The organism is uncultured Aquabacterium sp. (genome assembly GCF_913773725.1).
Taxonomy (GTDB): domain Bacteria; phylum Pseudomonadota; class Gammaproteobacteria; order Burkholderiales; family Burkholderiaceae_C; genus Aquabacterium.
In genome coordinates, this window is record NZ_CAJYGK010000039.1 from 1 (window position 1) to 25,925 (window position 25,925).

The 25,925-nt window shown below is 68.8% G+C and carries 24 protein-coding genes; 9 read left to right on the forward strand and 15 right to left on the reverse strand.

All coding sequences use genetic code 11. From position 1 onward, the window contains the following. Window positions 1-131: 131 nt before the first annotated feature. From QZ709_RS04540 to QZ709_RS04565, 6 genes are all read right to left on the reverse strand, one after another. Window positions 132-635, reverse strand: a complete 504-nt coding sequence (locus tag QZ709_RS04540) for an arsenate reductase ArsC (protein WP_294636133.1) — start codon at window positions 633-635, stop codon at window positions 132-134. 22 nt (window positions 636-657) lie between these two features. Further along, window positions 658-1,203, reverse strand: a complete 546-nt coding sequence (locus QZ709_RS04545; protein WP_294636134.1) for an ArsI/CadI family heavy metal resistance metalloenzyme — start codon at window positions 1,201-1,203, stop codon at window positions 658-660. 12 nt (window positions 1,204-1,215) lie between these two features. Further along, the gene (locus QZ709_RS04550) at window positions 1,216-1,539 is read right to left on the reverse strand and encodes a metalloregulator ArsR/SmtB family transcription factor (protein WP_294636135.1); all 324 of its coding nucleotides are present in this window, start codon (window positions 1,537-1,539) and stop codon (window positions 1,216-1,218) included. 76 nt (window positions 1,540-1,615) lie between these two features. Next, a complete protein-coding gene (locus tag QZ709_RS04555; protein WP_294636136.1) occupies window positions 1,616-2,446 on the reverse strand; it encodes a hypothetical protein in 831 nt (276 codons plus the stop codon). Window positions 2,447-2,523: 77 nt separating this feature from the next. After that, entirely contained in the window at window positions 2,524-4,740 is a 2,217-nt protein-coding gene (gene katG, locus QZ709_RS04560; protein WP_294636137.1) for a catalase/peroxidase HPI, read from the reverse strand. Window positions 4,741-4,843: 103 nt separating this feature from the next. Continuing rightward, complete coding sequence (locus QZ709_RS04565; protein WP_294636138.1) at window positions 4,844-6,112, reverse strand: glycerate kinase; 1,269 nt, start codon at window positions 6,110-6,112, stop codon at window positions 4,844-4,846. Between the two features lie 165 nt (window positions 6,113-6,277). Here QZ709_RS04565 and QZ709_RS04570 point away from each other — a divergent pair, with 165 nt between their 5' ends. The 5 genes from QZ709_RS04570 (at window position 6,278) to QZ709_RS04590 (ending at window position 12,809) form a co-directional block, all read left to right on the forward strand. Then, complete coding sequence (locus QZ709_RS04570) at window positions 6,278-7,537, forward strand: MFS transporter (RefSeq protein WP_294636139.1); 1,260 nt, start codon at window positions 6,278-6,280, stop codon at window positions 7,535-7,537. A gap of 111 nt (window positions 7,538-7,648) precedes the next feature. Continuing rightward, window positions 7,649-7,918 (forward strand): helix-turn-helix transcriptional regulator, encoded by a 270-nt coding sequence (locus tag QZ709_RS04575; protein ID WP_294636140.1) that lies wholly within the window; start codon window positions 7,649-7,651, stop codon window positions 7,916-7,918. 7 nt (window positions 7,919-7,925) lie between these two features. After that, complete coding sequence (locus QZ709_RS04580) at window positions 7,926-9,260, forward strand: type II toxin-antitoxin system HipA family toxin (RefSeq protein WP_294636141.1); 1,335 nt, start codon at window positions 7,926-7,928, stop codon at window positions 9,258-9,260. A 430-nt stretch (window positions 9,261-9,690) separates the two neighbouring features. Next, window positions 9,691-10,263, forward strand: coding sequence for a TetR/AcrR family transcriptional regulator (locus tag QZ709_RS04585; protein ID WP_294636142.1), 573 nt, complete (start codon window positions 9,691-9,693; stop codon window positions 10,261-10,263). Between the two features lie 35 nt (window positions 10,264-10,298). Next, window positions 10,299-12,809: a heavy metal translocating P-type ATPase gene (locus tag QZ709_RS04590; RefSeq protein WP_294636143.1), complete on the forward strand. Its 2,511-nt coding sequence runs from the start codon at window positions 10,299-10,301 to the stop codon at window positions 12,807-12,809. On the opposite strand, the gene cueR is transcribed toward QZ709_RS04590, so the two are convergent. Beyond that, window positions 12,784-13,239 carry a Cu(I)-responsive transcriptional regulator gene (gene cueR, locus QZ709_RS04595; RefSeq protein WP_294636144.1) on the reverse strand — a complete coding sequence of 152 codons (456 nt, stop codon included), beginning with the start codon at window positions 13,237-13,239 and terminating at the stop codon, window positions 12,784-12,786. The two genes, QZ709_RS04590 and cueR, sit on opposite strands and share 26 nt — an antisense overlap. A gap of 97 nt (window positions 13,240-13,336) precedes the next feature. On the opposite strand from cueR, the gene QZ709_RS04600 reads away from it, so the two are divergent. After that, window positions 13,337-13,537 (forward strand): heavy-metal-associated domain-containing protein, encoded by a 201-nt coding sequence (locus QZ709_RS04600; protein ID WP_294636145.1) that lies wholly within the window; start codon window positions 13,337-13,339, stop codon window positions 13,535-13,537. Between the two features lie 6 nt (window positions 13,538-13,543). On the opposite strand, the gene fdhD is transcribed toward QZ709_RS04600, so the two are convergent. Continuing rightward, complete coding sequence (gene fdhD, locus QZ709_RS04605) at window positions 13,544-14,362, reverse strand: formate dehydrogenase accessory sulfurtransferase FdhD (RefSeq protein WP_294636146.1); 819 nt, start codon at window positions 14,360-14,362, stop codon at window positions 13,544-13,546. After that, window positions 14,362-16,695 carry an FdhF/YdeP family oxidoreductase gene (locus QZ709_RS04610; RefSeq protein WP_294636147.1) on the reverse strand — a complete coding sequence of 778 codons (2,334 nt, stop codon included), beginning with the start codon at window positions 16,693-16,695 and terminating at the stop codon, window positions 14,362-14,364. The genes fdhD and QZ709_RS04610 overlap by 1 nt, the downstream gene beginning before the upstream one ends. A gap of 122 nt (window positions 16,696-16,817) precedes the next feature. On the opposite strand from QZ709_RS04610, the gene QZ709_RS04615 reads away from it, so the two are divergent. Next, the gene (locus tag QZ709_RS04615; RefSeq protein WP_294636148.1) at window positions 16,818-17,939 is read left to right on the forward strand and encodes a substrate-binding domain-containing protein; all 1,122 of its coding nucleotides are present in this window, start codon (window positions 16,818-16,820) and stop codon (window positions 17,937-17,939) included. Here the strand turns inward: QZ709_RS04615 and ada are convergent. Further along, a complete protein-coding gene (gene ada / locus QZ709_RS04620) occupies window positions 17,928-18,824 on the reverse strand; it encodes a bifunctional DNA-binding transcriptional regulator/O6-methylguanine-DNA methyltransferase Ada (RefSeq protein WP_294636149.1) in 897 nt (298 codons plus the stop codon). The two genes, QZ709_RS04615 and ada, sit on opposite strands and share 12 nt — an antisense overlap. 129 nt (window positions 18,825-18,953) lie before the next feature. Between ada and QZ709_RS04625 the strand changes: the two genes are divergently transcribed. Then, window positions 18,954-19,424 (forward strand): MarR family transcriptional regulator, encoded by a 471-nt coding sequence (locus QZ709_RS04625; protein ID WP_294636150.1) that lies wholly within the window; start codon window positions 18,954-18,956, stop codon window positions 19,422-19,424. Then, window positions 19,414-20,313, forward strand: a complete 900-nt coding sequence (locus tag QZ709_RS04630) for an alpha/beta fold hydrolase (RefSeq protein WP_294636151.1) — start codon at window positions 19,414-19,416, stop codon at window positions 20,311-20,313. The genes QZ709_RS04625 and QZ709_RS04630 overlap by 11 nt, the downstream gene beginning before the upstream one ends. Before the next feature lie 15 nt (window positions 20,314-20,328). Here the strand turns inward: QZ709_RS04630 and QZ709_RS04635 are convergent, their stop codons facing one another. The 5 genes from QZ709_RS04635 to QZ709_RS04655 form a co-directional block, all read right to left on the reverse strand. Then, complete coding sequence (locus tag QZ709_RS04635) at window positions 20,329-20,922, reverse strand: DUF2894 domain-containing protein (RefSeq protein ID WP_294636152.1); 594 nt, start codon at window positions 20,920-20,922, stop codon at window positions 20,329-20,331. After that, entirely contained in the window at window positions 20,915-21,565 is a 651-nt protein-coding gene (locus QZ709_RS04640) for an OmpA family protein (protein WP_294636153.1), read from the reverse strand. Before QZ709_RS04640 ends, QZ709_RS04635 begins: the two co-directional genes overlap by 8 nt. Then, the gene (locus QZ709_RS04645) at window positions 21,562-23,739 is read right to left on the reverse strand and encodes a DUF802 domain-containing protein (protein ID WP_294636154.1); all 2,178 of its coding nucleotides are present in this window, start codon (window positions 23,737-23,739) and stop codon (window positions 21,562-21,564) included. The genes QZ709_RS04640 and QZ709_RS04645 overlap by 4 nt, the downstream gene beginning before the upstream one ends. After that, on the reverse strand, window positions 23,736-24,527 hold the full coding sequence (locus QZ709_RS04650) for a DUF3348 family protein (RefSeq protein WP_294636155.1): 792 nt from the start codon (window positions 24,525-24,527) through the stop codon (window positions 23,736-23,738). Before QZ709_RS04650 ends, QZ709_RS04645 begins: the two co-directional genes overlap by 4 nt. A 114-nt stretch (window positions 24,528-24,641) precedes the next feature. Beyond that, window positions 24,642-25,640 carry an integron integrase gene (locus QZ709_RS04655; RefSeq protein ID WP_294636156.1) on the reverse strand — a complete coding sequence of 333 codons (999 nt, stop codon included), beginning with the start codon at window positions 25,638-25,640 and terminating at the stop codon, window positions 24,642-24,644. Window positions 25,641-25,925: the final 285 nt, after the last annotated feature.

Consider the following 25,925-nt stretch of genomic DNA (forward strand, 5'->3'; position numbering starts at 1 on the left):
CCGTTTGATGGACTTCAACTATAGGGGATCAGGTGCGGTGGATAGACCGTTCATGGCGCCCTCTGAAGGGTCAGGGTTAACGCGTAGTTGGAGGCGGGAGTTTTTGCACCGGAACCGAGATCACCCCTGGTTCAGCTGCGGCCGATCCGCTCGAGCTCGGCATGGAGCTGCGACGGCGTCAGGGTGGAAAGAGGCAGGGCCAGCAGCTGCAGCATGCGGTAGCCGATGGCCTGCCGGGTCAACTCGAACGCGCGGCGCTTGCCCTCGTCGCCCCCGTCGGCGTTCGACGGGTCCGGGTAGCCCCAGTGCACCTTCACCGGCTGCCCCTGTCCTCCGAAGAAGACCGGACAGGCTTCGGCGGCCGCGCTGTCGCACACCGTGATGACGATGGACAGGGGCGGTGCATCCGCCCCGGTGAACTCGTCCCAGCTCTTGCTGCGGTAGCCCTCGGTGTCCACCCCGGCGTTGTGCAAGGCTTCGAGCGCGAACGGGTTGATCCGTCCGCTCGGCGCGCTGCCCGCGCTGTGGGCCCGCACATCCTGGCCCAGCTGACGGGCAAGATGGTTGAGCATCCCTTCGGACAGCACGCTGCGGGCGGAGTTGTGCGTGCAGAGGATCAGAACGTGAACGGTCATGCGGGTCAGGCCTTGACGAGAATCAGCAGCAGCCCGTACCGGCTTGCTTGACAGGAATCGACGCGATCCCCACGCGCGCCACAGGCGTGCAGCAGGCGCTGTCGGTGGTGGCGGAAGGCGCCGGGGCAGCCTGCGCAGCAGGCGCACAGCAGGCGCTGCCTTGCGCCGCGACCTCCGTGGCGTCAGGGGCCTCACGGAAGGTCGGGATGCTGCCCAGCGTGCGGAAGTGCTCCCAGGGCAGGCCCTGGGGATCCACCACCCAGTGCTTGTCGCTGCGGGCATAGCAGCAGGTGGTGGCCCCTTCATCGACGAGGGCCAGATCGGCCGCCTGGGCCTGCGCCTTCAGCGCATGCAGGTCGGCCTCGTCATCCACCTGAATGCCAAGGTGATCCAGTCCCGTCTGCCCGTGGCCGCGGGTGGAAATGGCGAAGTTCACAGCCGGATCGTCGAGCATCCACTTGGCGTAGTCGGCTTCGACGCGGGCCGGCGCCTGACCGAACATCTTCGAATAGAAATCGATGTTTCGGGGCAGATCCGTCACGTGGACGTGAACGTGGAATCGCTTCATCGCGCGCTCCTTTCAGCAAGCGGCACAGGCCGGTGGGGGAGGGGTACACGGCTGCCCCTGGCAGCAGTGCTCGGTCAGGTAGCCCAGCAAGCCGTTCATGTGGGCGTACTCGGCTCGGTAGATGAGATGCCGTCCATCGCGCTCCTGGCTGACCAGGCCGGCGAACATCAACTCCTTGAGGTGAAAGGAGAGGGTGGTCGGCGCCACGGCGAGCTGCTCGGCCAGCGCGCCCGGGGTCAAGCCCTGCGGGCCGGCCACCACGAGGGCGCGAAACACGCGCAGCCGCACCGGTTGGGCCAGGGCGGACAGCGAGAGGATGACTTCTTTCTCTTCCATGATTCCATTATTCCACATTTATTGAAATGTTGCACCCACCGCGTCAGACCGGCGACTCACCCGGGCTTCATGTCGATCAGGTCCGATGCGGCGCCATGTAGGGCAGGAGGGCCTTGGCCGCCTCCACGCGCAAGGCCAGGTCCACCTGCTCGTCCCGCATCACCCGCAGCAGGAAGTCGCGCGGCTCGGTGTCTGACACGGCGGCCGGGTGGGCCGCAGACTCGGTCGCCATCGGAGCGACCACTGCAACGCCCGCAGGCCCGGGCGCTGAGGCGCTGTCCCGCGCGATGCGCAGGGATGCAGACGCCGAAGAGGCATTCAGGCCGGCGATGGGGTGTTCGAGCAGCGCCCCGTCCACCGACCGAAGTCCGGCCAGCAAATCGGCTTGCCCTTCTGCGCCCGGTGGCACGTCCAGCCAGGGCGTGTCGGCAAAGACAGGTGCCAGCCCCGGCGACACAAAGGCGGACCACTGCCCGCCGGCATGCTCGGCAGGAACCGGACTGGCGTGAGAGATGGGCGACGGGGACTCGCCCTCGACCAAGGGTGTCGACCGAGGCCACAGGCTCAGCCGACGAGCCTGCACATCGGGCAGGTAGCGGGTGACCAGCGCCTGAAGCAGGCCCTGGGCCTGCATGGCGCTCACGGGCTCGGCCAGCGAGAACCACAGTTGCAGGCCCTCCCGGCCATCCACGGCGATGGCGGGGGCGGGCCAGCCCAGGTCGTTCTGCACCCCTTCCCACACGCGCGCCATGGCCACCCAGTCAGCCGGGTGGGCCAGGCCCAGCACCAGCGCCCGGGTCCGGCCGGCTTCATCCAGCAGGCACAGGGCAGGGTCTTCGGCCGATGCACGGCCATGGGCGGGCGAAACGGCGTAAAGCCGCTGACGTTCCATGAACAAGCGGGACATGCTGTGTCACTTCATCCAGATCAAGCTGGAAATCATGCCACCGCTCGGGCGGGCCTTGCAGCCCGCCCCTCACGTCATCAGGCCAGATCGAAGCGATCCAGGTTCATCACCTTGGTCCACGCGGCCACGAAGGCGGCCACAAAGGCCTGCTGTGCGTCCTGACTGCCATAGACCTCGGCCAGGGCGCGCAACTGCGAGTTCGACCCGAAGACCAGGTCGACCACCGTGGCGGTCCACTTGATCTCGCCCGTGGCGCGGTCACGGCCTTCCAGCACACCCGGCGTGGACGCCGACTTCTGCCAGGCGGTCCGCATGTCGAGCAGGTTGACGAAGAAGTCGTTCGTCAGCACGCCGGGCCGGTGGGTGAAGACGCCGTGCGGGGCGTTGCCCGTGTTGGCACCCAGCACGCGCAGCCCGCCGATCAACACGGTCATCTCCGGGGCCGTGAGCGTCAACAGTTGTGCCTTGTCCAGCAGGCGCTCCGACACCGAACCATCCAGACCGGCCCGGGCATGGTTACGGAAGCCATCGGCCACGGGCTCCAGAACGGCAAACGAATCGACGTCGGTCTGGTCCTGGGTCGCATCCGTGCGCCCCGGGGTGAAGGGCACGGTGATGTCCTGCCCTGCCGCCTTGGCCGCCGCTTCGATGGCCGCGCCTCCCGCCAGCACGATCAGGTCGGCCAGCGAGATCTTCCTGCCGTCCGTCCGGGCGGCGTTGAAGGCCTGCTGGATGCCGGTGAGCTTGCCCAGCACCACCTCCAGGTCGGCTGGGTCGTTCACCTCCCAGTCCTTCTGAGGAGCCAGGCGAATGCGTGCGCCGTTGGCGCCACCGCGCTTGTCGCTGCCGCGGAAGGTCGATGCCGACGCCCAGGCGGTCCGAACCAGCTGCGACACCGTCAGGCCCGACGCCAGGATCTGGCCTTTCAGGGCAGCCACATCGGCGTCGGTCACCAGCGGATGGTCCACGGCCGGAACCGGGTCCTGCCAGATCAGGGTTTCGCTGGGCACCAGCTTGCCAAGGTAGCGGGCACGCGGGCCCATGTCGCGGTGGGTCAGCTTGAACCAGGCGCGGGCGAAGGCGTCGGCGAACTGGTCGGGGTTCTGCCAGAACCGGCGCGAGATCTGCTCGTAGGCCGGATCGAAGCGCAACGACAGGTCGGCCGTCGTCATCATCGGCGGATGCTTCTTCGACGGGTCGTGCGCATCCGGGATCAGGTGCTCGGGCTTGCAGTTCTTCGGCGTCCACTGGTGGGCGCCCGCCGGGCTCTTGGTGAGCTCCCACTCGTAGCCGAACAGCATGTCGAAGTAGCCGTTGTCCCACTTCGTCGGGTTCGGCTTCCACGCCCCTTCGATGCCGCTGGTGGTGGTGTGCACGCCCTTGCCGCTACCGAACCGGTTGGTCCAGCCCAGGCCCTGTTCCTCGATCGAGGCGCCCTCGGGCTCGGGGCCGACCAGCTTGGGGTCTCCCGCACCGTGGGCCTTGCCGAAGGTGTGGCCGCCGGCGACCAGGGCCACGGTCTCCTCGTCGTTCATGGCCATGCGGGCAAAGGTCTCACGGACATCGCGGCCCGAGGCCACCGGATCCGGGTTGCCATCGGGACCTTCCGGGTTCACGTAGATCAGCCCCATCTGCACGGCCGCAAGCGGGTTGGACAGGTCGCGCTGGCCGCTGTAGCGGCTGTTGGGCTTGTCGCTGGTGGCCAGCCACTCCGTTTCCGAGCCCCAGTTGATGTCGAGTTCGGGCTCCCAGATGTCTTCACGGCCCCCGGCAAAGCCGAAGGTCTTGAAACCCATGGATTCGAGGGCCACGTTACCGGCCAGGATCATCAGGTCGGCCCAGGACAGCGCGCGACCGTACTTCTGCTTGATCGGCCACAGCAGGCGACGCGCCTTGTCCAGGTTGCCGTTGTCCGGCCAGCTGTTGAGCGGCGCGAAACGCTGCGAGCCGTTGCCCGCACCGCCACGGCCATCGTGGATGCGGTAAGTGCCGGCCGAGTGCCAGGCCATGCGGATGAACAGGCCGCCGTAGTGGCCCCAGTCCGCCGGCCACCAATCTTGCGAGTCGGTCATCAGGGCATGCAGGTCCTTGACCACAGCGTCTAGGTCCAGCTTCTTGAACGCTTCAGCGTAGTTGAAGTCCTCGCCCATCGGGTTGGACAGTTCGGAGCGCTGATGCAGGATGGCCAGGTTCAGTTGGTTCGGCCACCAGTCGCGGTTCGTGCGGGGGGCGCCCATGGCCGGCTTCGCTTCCCCGGCGTGGCCCGCGAACGGGCACTTTGCTTCTGTTGACATGTCTGGTCTCCTGTAACGTGTGACGACTTCAAAAGTCTAGAAGTCACGGGCCACCGGCTCAACCTGACAATTTCTATGAAGGCCATAGGTGCAACGCCTCCCGTCACGACGACGTGATCAGGATGGCGCGGAAGTCGTTCACGTTGGTCAGCGTCGGGCCCGTCACGATCGCATCGCCAAGGGCCCCGAAAAAGCTGTGCGCATCGTTGCGATCCAGGCTGTCACGCGGCCGGATGCCCGCCGCCCAGGCGCGTTGCAGGCTGTCCGGGGCCAGGTAGGCGCCCGCGATCTCTTCCTGCCCGTCGACACCGTCCGTGTCGCCCGCCAGGGCGTGCACGCCGGGCAAGCCGTTCAACGCCACCCCAAGGGACAGAAGGAACTCGACGTTCCGCCCCCCGCGGCCTTCGCCGCGCACCGTCACCGTGGTCTCGCCGCCCGAGAGCAGCACACACGGCGGCGTGAACGGCATGCCATGGCGCGCCACCTGACGGGCGAGCGCGGCCAGCACCTGACCCACATGACGGGCTTCCCCCTCGATGCTGTCACTCAGGATGTGGGGTTGAACGCCCGCGGCCAGTGCGACAGCCGCGGCGGCCTCCAGTGACTGCTGCGGGGTGGCGATGATGCGGGTCTCGCAGCCCGCCAGACGCGGGTCGTCCGGCTTGATCGATTCAGCGGCTTGCGTATCCAGCAAGGCCTGAACGGCCTCGGGCACCACGATGCCATACCGACGGAGGATGGCCCGCGCGTCCTCGCACGTCGTGGGGTCCCCCACCGTGGGGCCGGAGGCGATGTCGCAGGGAGGGTCGCCCGGCACGTCAGAGATCAACAGCGTGACCACCTTTGCCGGGTGGCATGCCGCAGCCAGACGGCCGCCTTTGATGGCCGACAGGTGGCGGCGCACGCAGTTCATCTCGCTGATGGTGGCGCCCGAGCGCAAGAGCGCCCGGCTGACCGCCTGCTTGTCGGCCAGCGTGAGGCCGGGCAAGGGCAGGGGAAGCAGCGCCGAGCCACCGCCCGAGATGAGACACAGCACGAGGTCGTCGGCCGTCAGTCCGGACACCAGATCCAGCATGCGCTGCGCGGCAAGCAGGCCGGCCTCGTCCGGCACGGGATGCGCGGCCTCGACGATCTCGATGTGCCGACATGGCCCCCCATGGCCATATCGGGTGACGACGAGCCCGCTCAAGGGACCGGGCCAGTGCGCCTCGACGGCCTGCGCCATGGCGGCAGACGCCTTTCCGGCTCCGATGACGATGCAGCGCCCACGCGGCGGGCGTGGCAAGTGCGGCGGCACGCAGTGCGCCGGTTGCGCGGCTGCGATCGCGGCCTGGAACAGGGCTTGAAGGAAGTCGCGGGGAGTCTCGTTCATCCGGAAAGCATGCATCAAGGCGGAGCAGGGCGACGGTCAGCTTCACCGAAAAGTCCCGCGGTACACCGCGCTCAACCCCGTCCGGCACAATCGAAGGTGCACCAGCCTGGAAATGGTCCCACAAGGGCCACAGAGGGCCGGTGCATTCTTCTTTGGACCTCACACATGACCTGGTTGACACGGCATTACGGCGAACTGCTCGCCCAACGCGCCTTCATGCGCTTCTGGATCGCGCGCCTCAAGGGCGTCATGGCCAACCAGATGCTGATGGTGGCCGTGGGCTGGCACATGTACGACCTGACCGGCAGCCCATGGGATCTGGGTCTGGTCGGCCTGTTCCAGTTCGTGCCGGCCCTGGTGATGACGCTGCCGGCCGGGCACATCGCCGACCGCCACCACCGCGCCCGCATCTTCGCGGCCACCACGGCCACGCAAGGCCTTGTGGCGGCGGCGCTGATGTGGGGCACGCTGACGGGGCAAGTCAGCCGGGAGATGATCCTCGGCCTGTCGGTGTTGCTGGGCCTGGCCCGTGCCTTCCAGATGCCGGCCCAGCAGGCGCTGCCGCCGTTGCTCGTGCCGCGTGAACTGCTGCCGCGGGCCATTGCACTGGGTTCCAGCGGGATGGAAATCGCCATCATCAGCGGCCCGGCGCTGGGCGGTGTGCTCTACACCCACGGCGCCACGCTGGTGTACGGCACTTGCGTGGCGCTGCTGACGCTGTCGACCATGCTGGCGCTCGCGGTGCACTACACCCGCTCGGTGCACCGGGCAAGCATGACCTGGGCGTCGCTGTTCTCGGGGTTGAGGTTCGTCAGACAGCAGAAAGTCGTGCTGGGTGCGACCACGCTGGACCTGTTCGCCGTGCTGCTGGGCGGGGCCACCGCACTGTTGCCGATGTTCGCGCGGGACATCCTGCACACCGATGCGTCCGGGCTGGGGCTGCTGCGGGCCGCGCCGGCCGTGGGCGCGCTGACCATGTCGGTGGTGCTGACACGCTGGCCCCTGCAGCGCCAGGTGGGACGGCGTCTGCTGCTGTCCGTGGGGGCCTTCGGGCTGGCCACGGTGGTGTTCGGCCTGTCCGAAAGCTTCTGGCTGTCGATGGTCGCCCTGGCCGCCACAGGCGCGGCCGACAACATCAGCGTGGTCACGCGCCTGACCCTCACGCAACTGGAAACGCCCGACGACATGCGCGGTCGCGTGGCGGCCGTCAACTCGATCTTCATCGGGGCCTCGAACCAACTCGGCGAATTCGAATCCGGCGCCACCGCCGCCCTGTGGGGCCCGGTCGGCTCGGTCGTGGCCGGTGGCGTCGGCGCCATGCTGGTCGCGGTGGCCTGGACACGGCTGTTCCCCGAACTGGCCCAACGGGATCACATGGCCCCTGCGGCCACGCCGGTGTCGGGCCTCGGGGCGCCGTCCGCTTGAGGTCCTGGAAGAGGGCTTATCCGGTATTCAGATAAAGCCCGTTTATCTGTCTTTCAGATATTTGACGTTTATCTGAAATACGAATAAATTGGGGCTTCTGTCTGCCCGTCCATGCCCGTCGCCCCCACGCTCATCCTGACACCGTCCCAGCTGGGCCAGGTGCTCAAAGCCGCCCGGCAGGCCCGCAAGCTGTCGCAGGCGGCGCTCGCGTCCCGGCTGGGGCTGAGCCAGTCGCGCGTGTCACACCTCGAGGCCCATGCCGAGGAGCTCAGCATGGCGCAACTGCTGGCCTGGTCCGCCGTGCTGGGGCTGGAATGGTCGGTCGGGGCCCGGGCAGCTTCCGGCACCGCGCCCGACCCCACCGCCACCGCAGACTGGTGAGCACACCATGGGCCGCAAGTCGCACAGCCGCAGCCTGGGCATCTGGATCAATGGCGTGCGCGCGGCCACCTGGACCTTGCTGGCCCGGGGCGACATGCAGCTGCAGTACGAGCCCGACTGGGTCGCATCCGAACGCGGGCGCCCGCTCTCGCTGTCGCTGCCGTTCACGCTCGACAACCGGCCGCTGAAGGGCCCGGCCGTCGCCCATTACTTCGACAACCTGCTGCCCGACAGCGACGCCATCCGCCGCCGCGTGGCCGAGCGCTTCCGCACGGCCTCCACCGCGCCGTTCGACCTGCTGGCCGCCATCGGGCGCGATTGCGTGGGCGCCGTCCAGTTGCTGGACGAGCACGCCGCGCCCGAAGACGTCACACGCATCGACGGCACCCCGCTCAGCGACGACGACATCGAGCGGCACCTCCGCGACGTCGTCAGCCCGGCCGGCATGGCCGCAGCCCGCTCGCCGGACGAGGACATGCGCATCTCGCTGGCCGGCGCGCAGGAGAAGACCGCGCTGTTGCGCTGGCAGGGCCAATGGCTCAAGCCCCACGGCGCCACCCCCACCACCCACATCCTCAAGCTGCCACTGGGCCTCATCGGCGGCCGCCAGGCCGACTTCCGCACCTCGGTCGACAACGAATGGCTGTGCATGCGGCTCATGCGCGCATACGGGCTGGAAGTCCCGGACGTCGAGATCGCCACCTTCGGGTCGCAGCGGGTGCTGGTGGTGACGCGCATCGACCGCCGCCTGGCGCCCGATGGGTCCTGGTGGATGCGCCTGCTGCAGGAAGACTTCTGCCAGGTCACCGGGTGCTCGCCCTGGCTGAAGTACGAGGCCGATGGCGGACCCGGCCTGCAGACCCTGTTCGATGTGCTGCGGCAATCGGCGCGGGCGGAGACCGACATGCGCACCCTGATGGCAACGCAGGTGCTGTTCTGGCTGCTGCGCGCGCCCGATGGTCATGCCAAGAACTTCAGCATCCACATCCTGCCGCGCGGGCGCTTTCAGCTCACGGGCCTGTACGACATCATGTCGGCCTACCCCGTGCTGGGCGACGGCCCGAACCAGTGGTCGCCACACGGGCTGAAGCTCGCGATGGCCTTGCTGGGCAAGAACCGGCACTACGACATGGCGCGCATCCACCGGCGGCATTTCAACGAAACAGCCCGCAAGGTGGGCTACGGGCCGGATGCCGAGGCGCTGATCCAGGAGATCGTGGCGCGCACCCCGCAGGTGATCGACGACGTGGCCGCAGCCCTGCCGCCCAACTTCTCTCAGCGCGTGGCCGACACCGTGCTCGGCGGGCTGTCAAAAGCTGCGCAGACCCTCGCCAGAGACTAGTCACCGCCGACAAGGCGCCGGCCTTCGCCATGCATATATGCATGGTGCCACCGTCCGCATACCCAGGTTAACACTCATGCCGGTGCCTTGGTCGAAGTAGTTGGTCTTGTGGTCGGCGGCGATGAGGGTCTTGCCGATGTCGGGGTAGTTCACGCCACACCACATACAGATGTGTATGTGTATGGCGCATGCTTGACGAAGATCAACATATAGTGATTTCCCTAGGTTGCCAGCCCGCCAGAATGCGCTCAAACCGTACACATGTGTTTTGATTTGCAGCGGGTGGCGCGGAGGGTGCGCCCGCGACGCCCGCCGCAGGGCGCCGGGGCCGGGGCAGATAGAATCGGCACCCATGAACGCTGAAGCGCAATCTCCCTCGGTACGGCGCCGGGCATCGGTCCGCACGAAACGGGGGGCCGCACCAAAGGCCGTGCTCGGACCGGGAGACTGGATCGACGCGGCATTGACCGTCCTGGCCACGGAAACCATCGATGCCGTCCGGGTGGATGTGCTCGCCAAGCGGATGAACGTCACGCGTGGCAGCTTCTACTGGCACTTCGAAGACCGCGACGATCTGCTCGGCCGCCTGCTGGAGCACTGGCGCAAGACCACCACCGAGCGCGTGATCGAGCGCTTCACCCTGGGCAGCAACTCCCCGGGCGAGATGCTGAAAGGCTTGCTGGCTCTGCCGTACCACGGTCGCACCGCGGCCCATGCGTCGTCGGTCGAGATGGCCATCCGCGAGTGGGCCCGGCGGCATGAGGCCGCCCGCCTCGTCGTGGCCGAAGTCGACAACCAGCGCCTGGGTTACATCGCGCAGTGCTTCACGGCGCTGGGCTGCAGCCTGTCCGAGGCCCGGCACCGGGCCGACATCTTCTATGCCACGCTGATCGGCCAGTCGATCCTGGGCACGCAGATTCTGGAATCTCAGATCGAGGAACGCCTGCGCATGCTGGGCCAGTTGTTCGTCGACAGCGCCACGGGGCCGAAGCACCCTGCTTGACCTTGCCGCGGGGGGAAGGTTTAAGGTGTGAGTCCATGTCACCCCCGGCCTCTCCCCCCCTGTCCGCCGCTGCCGCTCACGCGCCGGCCACGCCCATCACCCTGCCCATCGAGGGCATGACCTGCGCGTCGTGCGTGCGCCGTGTCGAGAAAGCCCTGCAGAAGGTCGAGGGTGTCGGCCAGGTGGCTGTGAACCTGGCCACCGAACAGGCCGTGGTGCAGCCCGCAGGCGCCGCCCCGGTCGACCGTCAGGCACTGGTGCAGGCCATCGAGCGGGCGGGCTACACCATCCCGGCACAGACGATCGAGCTGGCGGTGGAGGGCATGAGCTGCGCGTCCTGTGTGGGTCGCGTCGAGCGCGCACTCAAGGCGGTGCCCGGCGTGTCCGAGGCCGCGGTGAACCTGGCGACCGAGCGCGCCGTGGTGCGGGGCGTGGTCGACCCGGCCGCCCTGGTGGCGGCCATCGCCAAGGTGGGCTACGCGGCCACCCCGGTCGACCCGCTGGCCGATCCTCACGGCGATGAGACGACACAGCGCAAGGATGCCGAACGCCAGAGTCTGCAGCGCGATCTGCTGCTGGCCACCGCGCTGGCCCTGCCCGTGTTCGTGCTCGAGATGGGCTCGCACATCATCCCGGGCATGCACCACTGGGTGGCCGGCCACATCGGCATCCGCAACAGCTGGCTGCTGCAGTGGGTGCTGACCACCCTGGTGATGCTGCTGCCGGGCCGACGCTTCTATGCCAAGGGCCTGCCCGCACTGGTCAAGCTGGCGCCCGACATGAACTCGCTGGTGGCCGTGGGCACGCTCGCGGCCTACGGCTATTCGCTGGTCGCCACCTTCGTGCCCACGCTGCTGCCTCAAGGCACCGTGAACGTGTACTACGAAGCGGCCTCGGTCATCGTGGCGCTGATCCTGCTGGGGCGGTTTCTGGAAGCCCGCGCCAAGGGACGCACCTCGCAGGCCATCCAGCGGCTGGTCGGCCTGCAGGCCAAAGTGGCCCACGTGCGCCGCGATGGCGGCGTGGTCGATGTGCCGCTCAACCAGGTGGCCACCTTCGACGTGGTGGAGGTGCGGCCGGGCGAGCGCATTCCGGTGGACGGCGAGGTGCTGGAAGGCCACAGCTTTGTCGACGAGTCCATGGTGACGGGCGAACCCATTCCGGTCGAAAAGACCGTGGGCGCCGCCGTGGTGGGCGGCACGGTGAACCAGCAGGGTGCGCTGACGCTGCGTGCCACCGCCGTGGGCGGGCAGACCGTGCTGGCCCAAATCATCCGCCTGGTCGAGCAGGCACAAGGCGGCAAGCTGCCGATCCAGACCGTGGTCGACCAGGTCACGCTGTGGTTCGTGCCCGCGGTGATGGGCGTGGCCTTGCTGACTTTCGGGGCCTGGCTCGTCTGGGGCCCGCAGCCGGCACTGAGCCACGCGCTGGTCAATGGCGTGGCCGTGCTCATCATTGCCTGCCCCTGTGCCATGGGTCTGGCCACACCCACGTCCATCATGGTGGGCACAGGCCGGGGCGCCGAGCTGGGCGTGCTGTTCCGCAAGGGCGAGGCTCTGCAGCTGCTGAAAGACGCGCGCGTGGTGGCCGTGGACAAGACTGGCACGCTCACCGAGGGCCGCCCTGCCATGACCGATCTGGCGCTGGCGCCCGGCTTCGAGCGGGCCGCCGTGCTGGGCCTCATGGCGGCCGTCGAATCCCGCTCGGAGCACCCGATTGCACGGGCCGTTGTCGAAGCCGCCCAGGCGGAAGGCCTGCCGCTGCCGGTCCTGGACACCTTCGAATCGGTCACCGGCATGGGCGTGCGCGCCACGGCGGGTAGCCACCGGGTCGACGTGGGTGCCGACCGGTACATGGCCTCGATCGGGGTCGACACCGCGGCCTTTGCCGCCACGGCCGAGCAACTGGGCGGCGAAGGCAAGTCGCCGCTGTATGCGGCGGTGGATGGCCAGCTCGCAGCCATCGTGGCCGTGTCCGATCCGATCAAGCCCAGCACACCCGCGGCCATCGCCGCGCTGCACGCGCTGGGCCTGAAGGTGGCCATGATCACCGGCGACAACGCCCGCACGGCCCACGCCATCGCCGCCCGCCTGGGCATCGACGAGGTGGTGGCCGAGGTCCTGCCCCAGGGCAAGGTGGCCACGCTGCAGCGGCTGAAAGCCGAACACGGCCGCATCGCCTATGTGGGCGACGGCATCAACGACGCGCCCGCGCTGGCGGAAGCCGATGTGGGCTTGGCCATCGGCACGGGCACCGACGTGGCCATGGAAGCGGCCGACGTCGTGCTGATGTCGGGCAACCTGCAGGGCGTGCCCAATGCCATCGCGCTGTCCAAGGCGACGATCGGCAACATCCGGCAGAACCTGTTCTGGGCCTTCGCCTACAACACGGCACTGATCCCGGTGGCTGCGGGGGTGCTGTACCCCGCTTACGGCGTGCTGCTGTCGCCGGTGTTCGCGGCGGGTGCCATGGCCTTGTCCAGCGTGTTCGTGCTGGGCAACGCGCTGCGGCTGCGGGGGTTCAAGCCGCCGATGGGGGCGAACTGAGACACGGAGCGGGGTGCCCCGGGCAGGGCACCACGGCGCCGTCGGCGGCCAACGACTCGATGATCGGGCAGTCTGGTCGGTCATCCCCTCGGCAGCCCTGCACCAGGTGCTCCAGCGCCGACTTCATGGCCAGCAGCTCGCGGGCCTTGGCCTCCAGTTGGCGGATGTGGGTCTGCGCCAGCGCCTTGACCTCCCGGCTCGGGCGGGTGCGGTCTTGCCACAGGCCCACCAGCTTGCCGATGTCGGGCAAGGAGAACCCCAGATCCCGCGCATGGCGGATGAAGCGCAGGGTCTGCACGTCGCCATCGCCGTACTGCCGATAGCCGGCTTCGGTGCGCCGCGCCGCAGGCAGCAGGCCCATGGCTTCGTAATGGCGGATCATCTTGGCCGACACGCCGGATGCCGCTGCGGCCTGACCGATGTTGAGCATCGCTGCCTCCGAATCACACACGGCCCCGAGTCTACGCCTTGACCTTCCCTCCATGGGAAGGTGCACAGTATGGCCACAGACCGCACAAGGAGCCTTCATGCTTGCCTACCGCGTTGACGACATGACCTGCGGCCATTGCGCCGCCACCATCACCAAGGCCATTCAGGCGCTCGACAGCCAGGCCCGCGTCGAGATCGACCTGGCCCAGCACCGGGTTCAGGTCGAGACCGCCCAGGCCGATGCCGAGGCCGTGCGCGCCGCGATCGAAGACGCTGGCTACACCCCGGTGGCCGCCTGACGCCCGTCAGGCGTACTGCACCGCCGAGCCGTTGCGGCAGAAGCCGTACAGGCTCAGTCCGCCTTGCTGCGCGATGCGGACGGCCAGGGTCGTGGGGGCGGAGATGGCCGCCAGGCCCGGGATGCCGGCGCGCAGGCACTTGCTGACCATTTCATAGCTGGCGCGGCTGGACACCACCGCCAGGCCGTGCGCCGGGTCCTGGCCCGCGCGGGCCAGCGCGCCGATCAGCTTGTCGAGCGCGTTGTGGCGGCCGACGTCCTCGCGCACCAGGCTCAGCTGCCCGGCCGGCGTGCTCCAGGCCGCGGCATGGCAGCCTCCTGTCTGCGCCTGCAGCACCTGCAGATCAGGCAGGGCCCGGAAGGCACGCCCGATCGCCGCGGTGTACACCGTGGCGCGATGCGGCTGGCCGGGTGCGGGCCGGGGCAGGGCGTTGTGAAAGGCCTGCAGGCTTTCCACGCCGCACAGGCCGCAACCCGTGCGGCCGGCCAGCTGGCGGCGCGTGTCCTTGAACCTGGCAAAGGCGCGGGGCGAGACCTCCAGTTGCACGCTCACGCCCAGCGGCCCGTGCTGCACCTCGATGCCGCGCAACTCGGCCACCGAATGCAGCAGCCCCTCGGACAGCGAAAACCCGACGCCCAGGTCCTCCAGATCGAGCGGCGTGGCCATCATGACCACATGCGACAGGCCGTTGTAGACCAACGCCACGGGCTGCTCGTCGATGACGACGTCGCTCAGCGCATGACGCGACGCCCCGTCACCATGTCGCGTGACCTGCACGTGGCCCACGCCACCGGCCGAGGGCGTTGCCAGCACCTCCACCGTCATCACGCCACCTCGGGCAGGGCGTACTGAGCGGGCCGCAGCCGCACCGGAATGGATTTCGACGTCGGTGTGCGGGCGCCCACGGCGTGGCTGGCCAGCGGCAGCAGCACATTGGTTTCGGGGTAGTATGCCGCCACGCACCCCCGTGGGATGTCGTAATCGACCAGGCGGAAGCCGGGCGCCTCGCGCACCTGGTCGTCACCGGATGCCGCACCGATCAGGTCCACCGCGGCCCCCTCGGCCAGACCGAGCATGGCCCGGTCTTCGGCATGGATGAAGACCACGCGCCGCTGCCCGAACACCCCGCGATACCGGTCGTCCAGCCCGTAGACGGTGGTGTTGTACTGGTCGTGCGCGCGCACCGTGGTGAGTGTGAACACCGCGGCGCCCACCTGATCGGTCTCCGCCGCCGAGGCCCGCGCCTGATGAACCCGTGTGTCCACCGGAATCGCGTGCACCACGAACTGGGCCTTGCCCGATGGCGTGGTCCACACCCGCTCGCTGGCCGTGTTGCGCAGCCGGAAGCCCCCGGGCTGGTGCACCTTGCGGTTGAAGTCCTTGAAGTCGTCGAACACCGACTCGATGTGGTCGCGGATGCGGTCGTAGTCCTCCACCAGCCACATCCAGGGCACACGGCTGTGGGGCAGGGTGGCCGTGGCCAGGCGCGCCACGATCATCGGCTCGGACAGCAGGTGCGGCGAGGCCGGTGGGTTGATGCCGGCCGACAGGTGCACCATGCTCATCGAGTCTTCGACGCTGACGTGCTGGGGGCCGGCCGCCTGCTGGTCGATCTCGGTGCGACCCAGGCAAGGCAGCACCAGCGCTTCCCGCCCGACCACCGTGTGGCTGCGGTTGAACTTGGTGGCCACGTGCACGGTCAGCGCGCAACGCTGCAACGCCGCCCAGGTCGTGGGCGTGTCCGGCGTGGCGGCCGCAAAGTTGCCACCCATGGCGAAGAACACCGACGCACGCCCGTCGCGCATGGCCTCGATCGCGCCAATCGTGTCAAAGCCCTCATGGCGCGGGGGCTCGAAGCCATACACGCTGGCCAACCGATCCAGCAGGGCCACAGGCGGCTTCTCGTAGATGCCCATGGTGCGGTCGCCCTGCACATTGCTGTGGCCCCGCACCGGGCACAGGCCGGCGCCGGGTCGGCCCACCATGCCGCGCAGCAGCAGCAGGTTGGCGATCATCTGCACCCCACCCACCCCATGGCGATGCTGGGTGATGCCCATGCCCCAGCAGGCGATCACGCCCTTGGCCTGCGCGATGACCTGGGCCGCGTGCAGCAGGCGGTCACGTGAGATGCCGCTTTCGCGCTCGATCAGCGACCAGTCCTCGGCCTCGACATCGGCCTTGAGCGCCTCGAAGCCCTGCGTGTGCTCGGCGATGAAGGCCGGGTCGATCACCGCCGGCAGACCGCGCAGGCGGGCCTCTTCATCCAGCGCCAGCAGGTGCTTGATGATGCCCTTGATCAGGGCGATGTCGCCGCCCACCTTGAGCTGGAAGTAGTCGGACGAAATGGCCGTGGCGCCACCGCTCAGCATCTCGACCGGGCTTTGCGGATCGGCGAAACGCTCCAGGCCGCGCTCGCGCAGCGGGTTGAAGCTCAGGATGCGAGCCCCCCGGCGCGCGGCAGCGCGCAACTCGCCCAGCATGCGCGGGTGGTTGGTGCCCGGGTTCTTGCCGAAGATGAGGATGCAGTCGGCCAGTTCGAAGTCGTCCAGCGTGACGGTGCCCTTGCCCACGCCGACGCTGCCCTTCAGGCCCATGCCGCTGGGCTCGTGGCACATGTTCGAGCAGTCCGGGAAGTTGTTGGTGCCGTACTCGCGCACGAACAGCTGGTAGAGGAAGGCCGCCTCGTTGCTGGTGCGTCCCGAGGTGTAGAAGATCGCCTCATCAGGCGACGCCAGCCGCTGCAGATGCTGCGCGATCAGCGCGAAGGCATCGTCCCAGTCGATGCGGCGATAGCGGTCCGTGCTCGCGTCATAGACCATGGGTTCGGTCAACCGGCCCATGGCCTCGAGGTCATGGTCGCTCCAGCTGCGCAGCGCGGTCACGGTGTGGGCGCCGATCAACTCGGGCGTCGCCCGGTCGGCCGTGGCCTCGGCCGCGACGGCCTTCACGCCGTTCTCGCAGAACTCGAAGCTGGACGCGTGCTGTCGGTCGGGCCAGGCACAGCCCGGGCAATCGAAGCCATCCGGCTGGTTGGCCGACAGCAGCGTGCGCGTGCCCTTGGCTGCAATGCGGTGCTGCAACAGCTGGCGCGCGACGCTGCGCAACGCGCCCCAGCCCCCGGCGGGGCCCTTGTAGAACTGGATCTTGGCTTCACTCATGGCCGCACGGAGGATCAGGTGAGGGGAGGGATATATGCACTGGCAGGCATGAGACTGTAGGCACCTGATCGCCATAGCGCAATAAGCGGTGAAGCGCCGATAGAATATGCCTCACACAGCATATGAAACCCCTTTCCGTTCACCTTGAGCCGGCCTGGCACATCACCGGCCCCACCGGCCAGCCGCTGCCGGCGCGCGCCATGTTCTGGCTGGCCGAAGTCGAGCGGCATGGCAGCCTGTCGGCCGCGTGCAAGGCTGCGGGGGCTTCGTACCGCCACACATGGAGCCTGCTGGAAGAGTCCGAGGCGGCCATGGGCGCTCCGCTGGTTGTGAAGGCGCGGGGCAAGGGATCCCAGCTGACGGCGCTGGGCCAGGCGCTGGTGTGGGCGCAACGCCGCTTTGAAGCGCGCCTGCGGCCGCAGCTCGACAGCGTGGCCTTCGAGCTGCAGGCCGAGCTCCATCGCGTGCTCAGCGACGTGGCCCGGCCGCTGCGCGTGTTTGCCAGCCACGGCTTTGCGATCGAGGTGCTGCAGCGCCTGCTCACAGAAGCCGACACGCCGCTGGAATGGCGCTACACCGACAGCAGCCAGGCGCTGGCCGCGCTGCGCGCCGGACTGGCCGACGTGGCCAGCCTGCATCTGCCCATCGGCCCGCTACAGGCCAGCGTGCTTCGCCATCACGCACGCTGCCTCGATCCCGACTGGCTGTACGTGCACATGGTGACGCGCCGGCAAGGCCTGATGGTGAAGGCGGGCAACCCGCTGCACATCGACGGACTGACCGATCTGCTGCGGCCCGACGTGCGCTTCGTGGCCCGGGCACAAGGTTCGGGCACGCGGCTGCTGCTCGAGACGCTGTTGCAGGCGCGTGGGCTGGACCCGTCTGCCGTGTCACACGGGCCCACGGGCGAGCATACGCATTCCGCCATCGCCGCCTACGTGGCCAGCGGCATGGCCGATGTGGGCTTCGGCGTGGAAACCTCGGCGCGCCGGTTCGGCCTCGAGTTCATTCCGGTGCAGACCGAGTGCTACGGCCTGCTGATGCCGCCCGGCGTGCGGGCCTCGCCTGCGGCCAACACGTTGATCACCCTGTTGCAAAGCCCCGCGTGCCAGGCGCTGTTGCAGCGGCTGGAAGGCTACCGCCCCGATCGCTGCGGTGAGGTCACGCCCGCCAGTGCGTGCTTCGAAGCCTGGGCCGAGGCCGCACGCACGGCGCCGCCGGCCGCCCCCTGGTCAGGTCTCTGAGGCGGTCCGCCCAGCCCACAGGTCATCCTGCACCGGGGCTTCGGCGCGCTGCTCGCGTTCCAGCAAGGCCTGCTTGCGCGCCACGCCCCAGCGATAGCCCGACAAGGATCCGTCGGTGCGCACCACACGGTGGCAGGGAATGGCCACGGCCAGCGTGTTCGCCGCGCACGCGCTGGCCACGGCACGAACGGCGTTGGGCTGGCCCACGCGACGGGCCAGTTCCGTGTAGCTGACCCGGGTGCCCGCCGGGATCTCCCGCAGGGCCTGCCACACCCGCTGCTGGAACGCCGTTCCGCGGATGTCGAGCGGCAGGTCCAGCCCGATGTGAGGGGCCTCCACCAGCCCCACAACCTGGGCCACCCATTGCTCGAACTCCGCATCCGCGCCCACCAGTTCGGCTTGGGGGAACTGGTCTTGCAGCGCCTGCAGCAGCGCCTGGGCGTCGTCGCCCAGCAGGATGGCGCAGATGCCCCGCGCGCTGGCGGCCACCAGGATCTCCCCCAGCGAGCAGCGGCCCAGGGCGAACCGGATGGTGGTGGCCGCACCGCCGGCGCGGAACGCCGAAGGGGTCATGCCCAGCAGCGCCGGCGCGTGCTCGTAGAAGCGGCTGCTGGCGCCGAAGCCGGCCTCGTAGATCGCATCGGTGACGCGGTCGCTGCGCCCCAGCTCGGCCCGCACCTTGCGCGCGCGGTGGGCCAGGGCATAGGCCTTGGGTGTGACCCCGGTGCAGGCCTTGAACACCCGGTGCAGGTGGTGGGGGCTCATCCCGGCCAGCGAGGCCAGCTCGCTCAGGCTGGGCTCCGTCTCCGCACACTCGATGTGGCGACACAGCCGTGTCACCAGCTCGGCGTGGGCCGTCCGGGCGAGGTCGTTGGGGTCGGGCATCGGGGTCGGCCTTGTCTGGGTCGGTTTGCAGTCCACGCTGGATGTTCGCACGCGACCCGACCGCGAACATCCCGGATCTTGCGGTCGTTCAGCTCGGTGATATATTTCGCATGCGAAATAAAAGCACCCATGTCGACCCGTCCCAAGCTCATCTTTCTGCTCAACAGCGCCCAACGCCACCTGCAGCAGTGGCTTGCCGCCGAACAGGCCACGGCGGCCGATCAGGCAGGCACGCCCATGCCCACGCCGGCCCAGAGCGGTGTGCTGTTCGCACTGGCGAAGTCGGATGGCGTCACCATGGGCCAGCTTGCGCAGCTGCTGGACCTGGAGCCGCCCGCCGTGTCCGGCCTGGTGCAGCGCACCGAGGTGCTGGGATGGGCGCAGCGGCGGCCCTGCGAACACGACGGGCGCACCCAGCGCGTGTGGCTGCAGCCCGCAGGCCGGGCCCTGTTGCCCCGGATGACATCCACCACCCACCGCGTGAACCAGCAGCTGGCAGACGGTTTCACCGACGCGGAACTGCAGACGGTGGCGCGCTGGCTCGCGCATGTGCGCCAGTTGCCGCGTGCACCCCAAGAAGGAGACGACCATGTCGCATGACACCCAGGCCCCCGAGCGGGTGACCATTGCCTGTGAGGATGGCACGGTGCTGACCGGCCACTTCGTGCGCGCCACCGCCGCCTCCCGCCACGAGCCGGTGCTGCTGTGCCCCGCCACGGGGGTGCGCCAGCACTTCTATTTCCGCTTTGCCGCCTGGCTGGCGGAGCAGGGCCACGACGTGCTGGTGTTCGACTACCGCGGCGTGGGCCTGTCGCTGCACGGGCCGCTCAAGTCCTGCCGCGCCACGCTGGCCGAATGGGGTCAACAGGATCAGACAGCCGCGCTGGACTGGCTGGTGGCGCGCACCGGCCAGCCCCAGGTGCTGCTGGTGGGCCACAGTGCCGGCGCTCAGATGCTGGGCCTGCTGCCCAACCATGGCCGGGTCGCGCGTGCGGTGGGCGTGGCCGCCTCCACCGGATGGTTCCAGGGCATGCGTCCCGGCTTCCGCATGCAGGCGCGCTTTGCCTTCGGGGCCTTTCTTCCGCTGGGCATCCGGCTCAAGGGCTATGCACCGTGCTCGAAGATCGGCCTGGGCGAGGACCTGCCAGCCACGGTGGCCACGCAATGGGGGCAGTGGTGCGCTGCAGGCGGCTACGCCACCAACGCCGTCAGGCACACCCCCGACCGCGACTTCCACGCTGCCGTGACCACACCGATCACGGTGCTGCACGCCACCGACGACGACATTGCCACGCCCGCCACGGTGGCCGACCTGCTGCGCACGCTGCCCGCCGCCCCACGCCACGCCGTGCCGGTCACGCCGGCCCAGCATGGATTGAAGGCCATCGGCCACATCGACTGGTTCCGCTCGTCGCACAGGGCGCTGTGGCCGTTGATCGGGCAGGCCTTGCGCGGCACCCTGGCCGCACAGCCTGCGCCACAAGCGTGAGCCGCAGGCCCGCGCTCAGCCCTTGCGGGGCGCCGCGCGGCGACCGGCCTTGCCGTCCTTGCCCTCTGCCTGCCCGGGCCGCCGGGTGGCCTGATCCAGCCAGAGCAGGGCGTCCATCTGTTCCAGAAACCGCCGCAGGTAGTCGGGCGACAGGCCCCGCATCAGGCCCAGTGCGCGCAGCATCAGCCGGTGCGAATTGAGCGGGCCGGCGTTCTCCGGCCCTCGGGCCACGGCCTGGGACACCTGCTGCTCGGCCGCGATCTTCGACCACACCTCGCTGAAGCGGCGCACGCTCTTCATCGACGCCGCGCTGGGTTCCTCGCCGGGCAGCAAGGTGACCGGCTCCTCGCGGGATCGCTCGTGCAGATACTGGTTGAGGCGGGCCAGGGCCCGCGCGCCATCTGCCGACGGGGCGGCCGGGGTAGGGAAGGGCTGCGGCGGCGGAGCGAGCGCAGCCACAGCGGCCTCCACGCGGGGCGCCAGAAGCCGTTGCACCGATTCCGGCTGGCCTGCCATGCGCTTGAGCAGCGCCGCCAGGTAGTGGTAGCGCACAGGATCACGCTGGTCGGCGCCCTGGGCCTGCAACTCGGCCAGCACGCCCTCATTCATGCTCGGCCACCTTCACGCCCGACGCGCGGGGCACGGGCGCCATCTCGACGCGGCGGTTGCGGGCGCGCCCGGCCTCGTCCACATTGGGCGCCACCGGCTGCTCCGCACCGAAAGCCGCCGCGAACACCTGTGCCGACGGCATGCCCTCGGCAATCAGGGCCCGCGTAACGGTCAGCGCCCGCTGTGCGGACAGCTCCAGGTTGTCGGCAAACGGGTTGTCGCTGCGCACCAGCTTGTCGTCGGTGAAGCCGCTGACCATCAGCAGTTCATTGCGTTCACCCAGGTACACCTTCAAGGGCTGGACCAGGCTCTTGAGCAGCTGGCGCCCGTCCGGCCGCAATTCGGCCGAGCCTGCCGCGAACAGCACGCTGCCGCTGATGCCGATGCGCCCGTTGGTCACGGTCACGCGGCCACTGGCCAGCGGCCCGGCGAGCGCCTGCTCCAGCGCCATGCGACGCTGTTCTTCCTGACGGCGCTTGGCGACTTCCTGCTGCAGGTTCGTGGCCAGCTCCATGTGCACCAGCAGCATGCCCACCAGAACCAGCACGAAGGCGCCCAGCAGGCCCGCCATCAGGTCGCCGAACACCGCCCAAACCGGGGCAGTCTGCTCGACGCCGTCGTCGCGGTCGTCCAGATCGCTCATCCAGCCGCTCCTGTGCCGGCCGCGCCCGCTGCACCGGCCTGCGCATGCAGTCGCCGCAGGTCTTCCACAATGCCTTGTTGCGACGAGATGCTCAGGTCGATCACCTCACGCGCCTGGGCCACGTAGTACGCCAGCTGCTCGTCGCTGCGGCTCAGGTTCTGCGCAAGCGCGCCTTCGATGCGCTGCAGGCCATCCACCAGCTTCTCGTTGCTGGCACTGAACAGGCCCACGCCCTGGTGGAAGGCCTCGCCCAGGCTGGCCAGCTCCACCGCACTCGCGGCCACGCGGGCGGCCACCTCGTCCACCTGCCCGGCCTGCGAAGCCAAGGCGTCCGCAAAGCGGGCGCCCGCCTGCTGAAGCACCTCGGCGGCCGAGCCCACCAGCGATTCGATCGCCGCACGCTGGGCATCGGCCGCGGTGTTGATGCGGGCCAGCAGCTCACCCAGCTGGGCCATCATCGCGTTGCGCTCGGCCAGGGCCGCGTTGTCTCGCTCGCTGATGACGGCCATGTCCTGACGCAACTGGGCAATCACCTGCGCCGCGGCCTGCGGCACCTCGGAGGCCGTCTGCATCAGGCGGGCCATCGGGGCTTCCAGCGCAGAGCCCAGCGTGGCCAGATGCTGTGCCACCGCCGCCTCCAGTCCTTCCAGGCGCGCCACCGCCGCACGCCCCTGTTCGGCCTCTTGCTCGCGCAGCGCCGTCAGTTCGGCCTTCCACACGCCCGACAGATCGGCCATCAAGGCCTGCTGCTGCGCCGCCCACTGCGCCTCGGACGCCATGCGCGACTGCACCAAGGCTTCAGACTGGCCGAGCAACTGTGTGACGCCTTCCAGCGTCTGTGCCACGTGGGCACTGGCCCGCTCGGAAATCTGGCCCGCCGACCGCTCCAACGCCTCGCATACCGCCTGTTGCTGCGACAGCGTGCGGGCCCCCACCTGCTGCCACTCGGCGGCCAACTGGTCGCCCGCGTTGGTCAGTGCCGTATGGAACGCAGCCAGCCTTGCCTGATCGGCGGCAGCCTGATCCGCCTGCGCGCGGGTGGCCGTCGCCTGCACCGTCTGCACCAGGGCACCGGCTTGCTCGCCAAACCGCGTCACCAGCCCTTGCAGCATGCCGTCCAGGTTGCGGGCCGTGCCGGCGCTGGCCTGCTCGTGTTGCTGCAGCACCTGCGTCCAGCGCTCGGCCAGGCCATCGGCCGTGGCCTGCCAGCGGGTCAGCAGCGTCTGCCACTCGGTCTGCGTGTGGGCCACCAGCCGCTGGTGCGTGGCTTCTGTGGATTGGGTGATGCCGGCCATGGCCGTCTCCACCACCGGGCGAATGGCCTCGCCAGCCAGGCGCGCGCTGGCCGACAGACTGTTCGTCAACGACGCGCCCACGGACTCCGCCAGGGCGCTGTAAGCGGTGCCCGCTTCCTGATGAAACCGCTGTTGCTGCGCCAGCAACTGCTCGTGCAGCTGTGCCTGCCGCTGCTCGATGGTGTCCATGAGCGACTGCAACCGATCCACCACCTGCGGCATGGCCGCGGCCTGCGCCTGCAAGGTCTTCAAGGTGTCATCCTGGCGCTGTGCCTGCGTGAACGCGCGCAGGTCGGTCGTGATGCGGGCGTCCAGCAGGCGCACGGCCTCCAGCCGTTCCCGGCGGCTGATCGCCGACATCAGCCCGAGCATGGCCGAGGCCGCCACACCGGCCACCGAGGTCCCGAACGACATGCCCAGACCCTTGATGGGCGCGGCCAGCGCGGTGCGGATGGCAGCCAGATCGGACGAGGCTTCCAGCGCGAACACCGTGCCCTTGAACGTGACGACCATGCCCAGGAAGGTGCCCAGCATGCCGAGCATCACCAGCAGGCCCACCAGATAGGGCGTCAGCGCCGGGCCGGGCAGGGCGGCGCGCACGGCCTCGATGCGGGCCCGCACAGCGGGGCGCAAGGCAGGGTGCACCGCCGCCAGCCACGTGTCCAGATCGGTCGGCACGCCCGGCGACTGCACCACGGCAACCAGGGTGGCCGTTGCCCCCCGGAACTGACGCAGCTCCCAGCCGCCAAGGGCATACACCGCGGCAATCAGCACGGTGATGCCCAGTGCCAGGTGGTTGGTGCCCAGGAATCCGTAAGCCGTCCAGCCGATGGCCAGCAGGCCCAGCGCGAAGACGATGGCGATGACGTTCTTACTCATGTGTGTTGCTTGTGTTCATTGCGGGCCGCCTCGACCAGGCCAAGGACGGGCCGCAGACGCAGATGCAGCTCGGCCAGCAGCATCTCGCGCATGTCGTGTTCGAAGGCATGCACCCACCCACCCGGCGCGCGCCACCGGGCGGGCTCGGCCGCGGAAGGGTCCTGGGCCACCTGCCGCTGGTGTGCATTTCTCCAGTAAGCAAAGCGCCGCTCTAAAAACACCGGCACCGACGCCAGCAGCTTCTGCGCGCGCGGCGTCAGCAGTTGCTCCATCACCGCATCCAGGGCAACGAGCTGGCGCATGGCAGGCACCCCCCGCGACAGCGCCTGCCGTATTTCTGCCCGCAGCTGGCCCACTTGCTGGTCCATGCGCTTTTGCAGGTCCAGATAGCGCTGGTAGTAGGGTGGGTAGGTGGCCTCGGGCTCGTCAGCGGTTGTCGCTGCAGGGGGCTGCCCGCGTTGCCCGCGGGGCGGCAAGGCGGCCGAGGCCGGCACAGACGGCGTCAACCAGGCGGTGATGTCCAGCGTGGCGCGGTGCAGGCGCTGCTCCAACGCGGCGGCGTCCAGTGGCGCGCCGGCCTGGCGGGTGCGGCCGGGATAGGCCTCGATGGACTGCAGCGCACCATCCAGCGTCACGGTGTCCATCGCCCCCAGCCAGCCGCTCAGCCGCTCGGCCACATCAAGGCGCGCAGGCTCCGCCTCGGCCTGCGCCCAATCCTGGAGCAAGCGAATGAGGCGGGCCTGGCCCACATGCTGGCGCACCGGGGGGCTGACGGAATTGCCGGTCACGGCGGTCGGTCCTGAACTCAATGGGGTTGAAACAGCTTGGGGCCGCTGCAGCCCCGGGCCGGGCGCGCCCGGCAAAACCCGCTATTGTCGGTCAGGACGGCACCATGCCGACGCTCACAGCCGGTCCAAGGGACTGCGCACAGCATGGCCTCCGCGGTTCATCACATGGGTGTAGATCTGCGTCGTGGACACATCGGCATGGCCGAGGAGTTCCTGAACAGTGCGGATGTCGTAGCCGGCCTGCAGCAGGTGGGTGGCAAAGCTGTGCCGCAGAGTGTGCGGCGAGGTGGGCTTGGCAATGCCAGCGCGCTGGGCAGCCAGGGCCACCGCGCGCTGAACCGACTGCTCGCTGATGTGGTGGCGCCGCTCGATCCCCGTGCGTGGGTCAACGCTGCGCACCCGACTGGGAAACACATACTGCCAGCCCCAGCTGTAGCCTGCACGGGGGTACTTCTGCGCCAAAGCCCCGGGCAGCCAAACCTCGCCATATCCGGCATCCAGATCCCGCCGGTGCAGGGCCTGCGCCAGTTTGAGCTGCTCCTTCAACGGCAGGATGAGATTTTCCGGGAGCACTGTAACCCGGTCCTTGGCGCCTTTACCTTCGCGCACGATGACTTCCCGCCGTTCGAAATCGACGTCCTTGACCCTGAGGCGCAGACCTTCGAGCAGACGCATTCCCGTTCCATAAAGAAGGGACGCGATCAGCCAAGTCGTACCCTGCAATTGGAGCAGCACGTCTCGGACTTCCCGCTCGGTCAGCACCACCGGCAGCCGAACTGTTTTCTTGGCAGACACCACAGACTGCAGCCACGGCAACTCGATGGCAAGTACCTCACGATACAGAAAAATGATCGCCGCCCGCGCCTGATTCTGCGTGGACGCCGAGACTTTTCGCTCGACAGCCAAGTGCGTGAGAAACGCCTCGACCTCCGGGGCCCCCATATCACGAGGGTGCCTTCGGCCGTTGAAGAGGATGAAGCGACGAACCCAGTCGACGTAGACGTCTTCTGTACGCAGGGAGTAGTGCAGCGTGCGAAGCCGCTCACGGAGTTGGTCGATCAACTTGGGCGGTTGGGTGCGCACCGGCGGCGGAGCGGAGACGGTTGTGTGCACGGCGTGCACTCCTGAGCGATGGTCTTTGGTTAGGTTGGCTAAGCCCTGAGAGGGCTAGGGCGAGGAACGCATGGTTGCACGTGGAGAGGGAGATGGCTTCCCCCGCACGGACGATGGGCTTAGGCAACCTAAAGAGTTAGATTTCGGGGGATCTAATTGGCGTTAGGCCCAAAGACCGCTCATTGGACGCCCGCCCTTATTCGTATGCACACTACCGCCATGGTTCTCATGGCCACCGCTCTCGCCGGTTGCTACAACAACGCATCGGAGTTCCAAGCGTTGGCG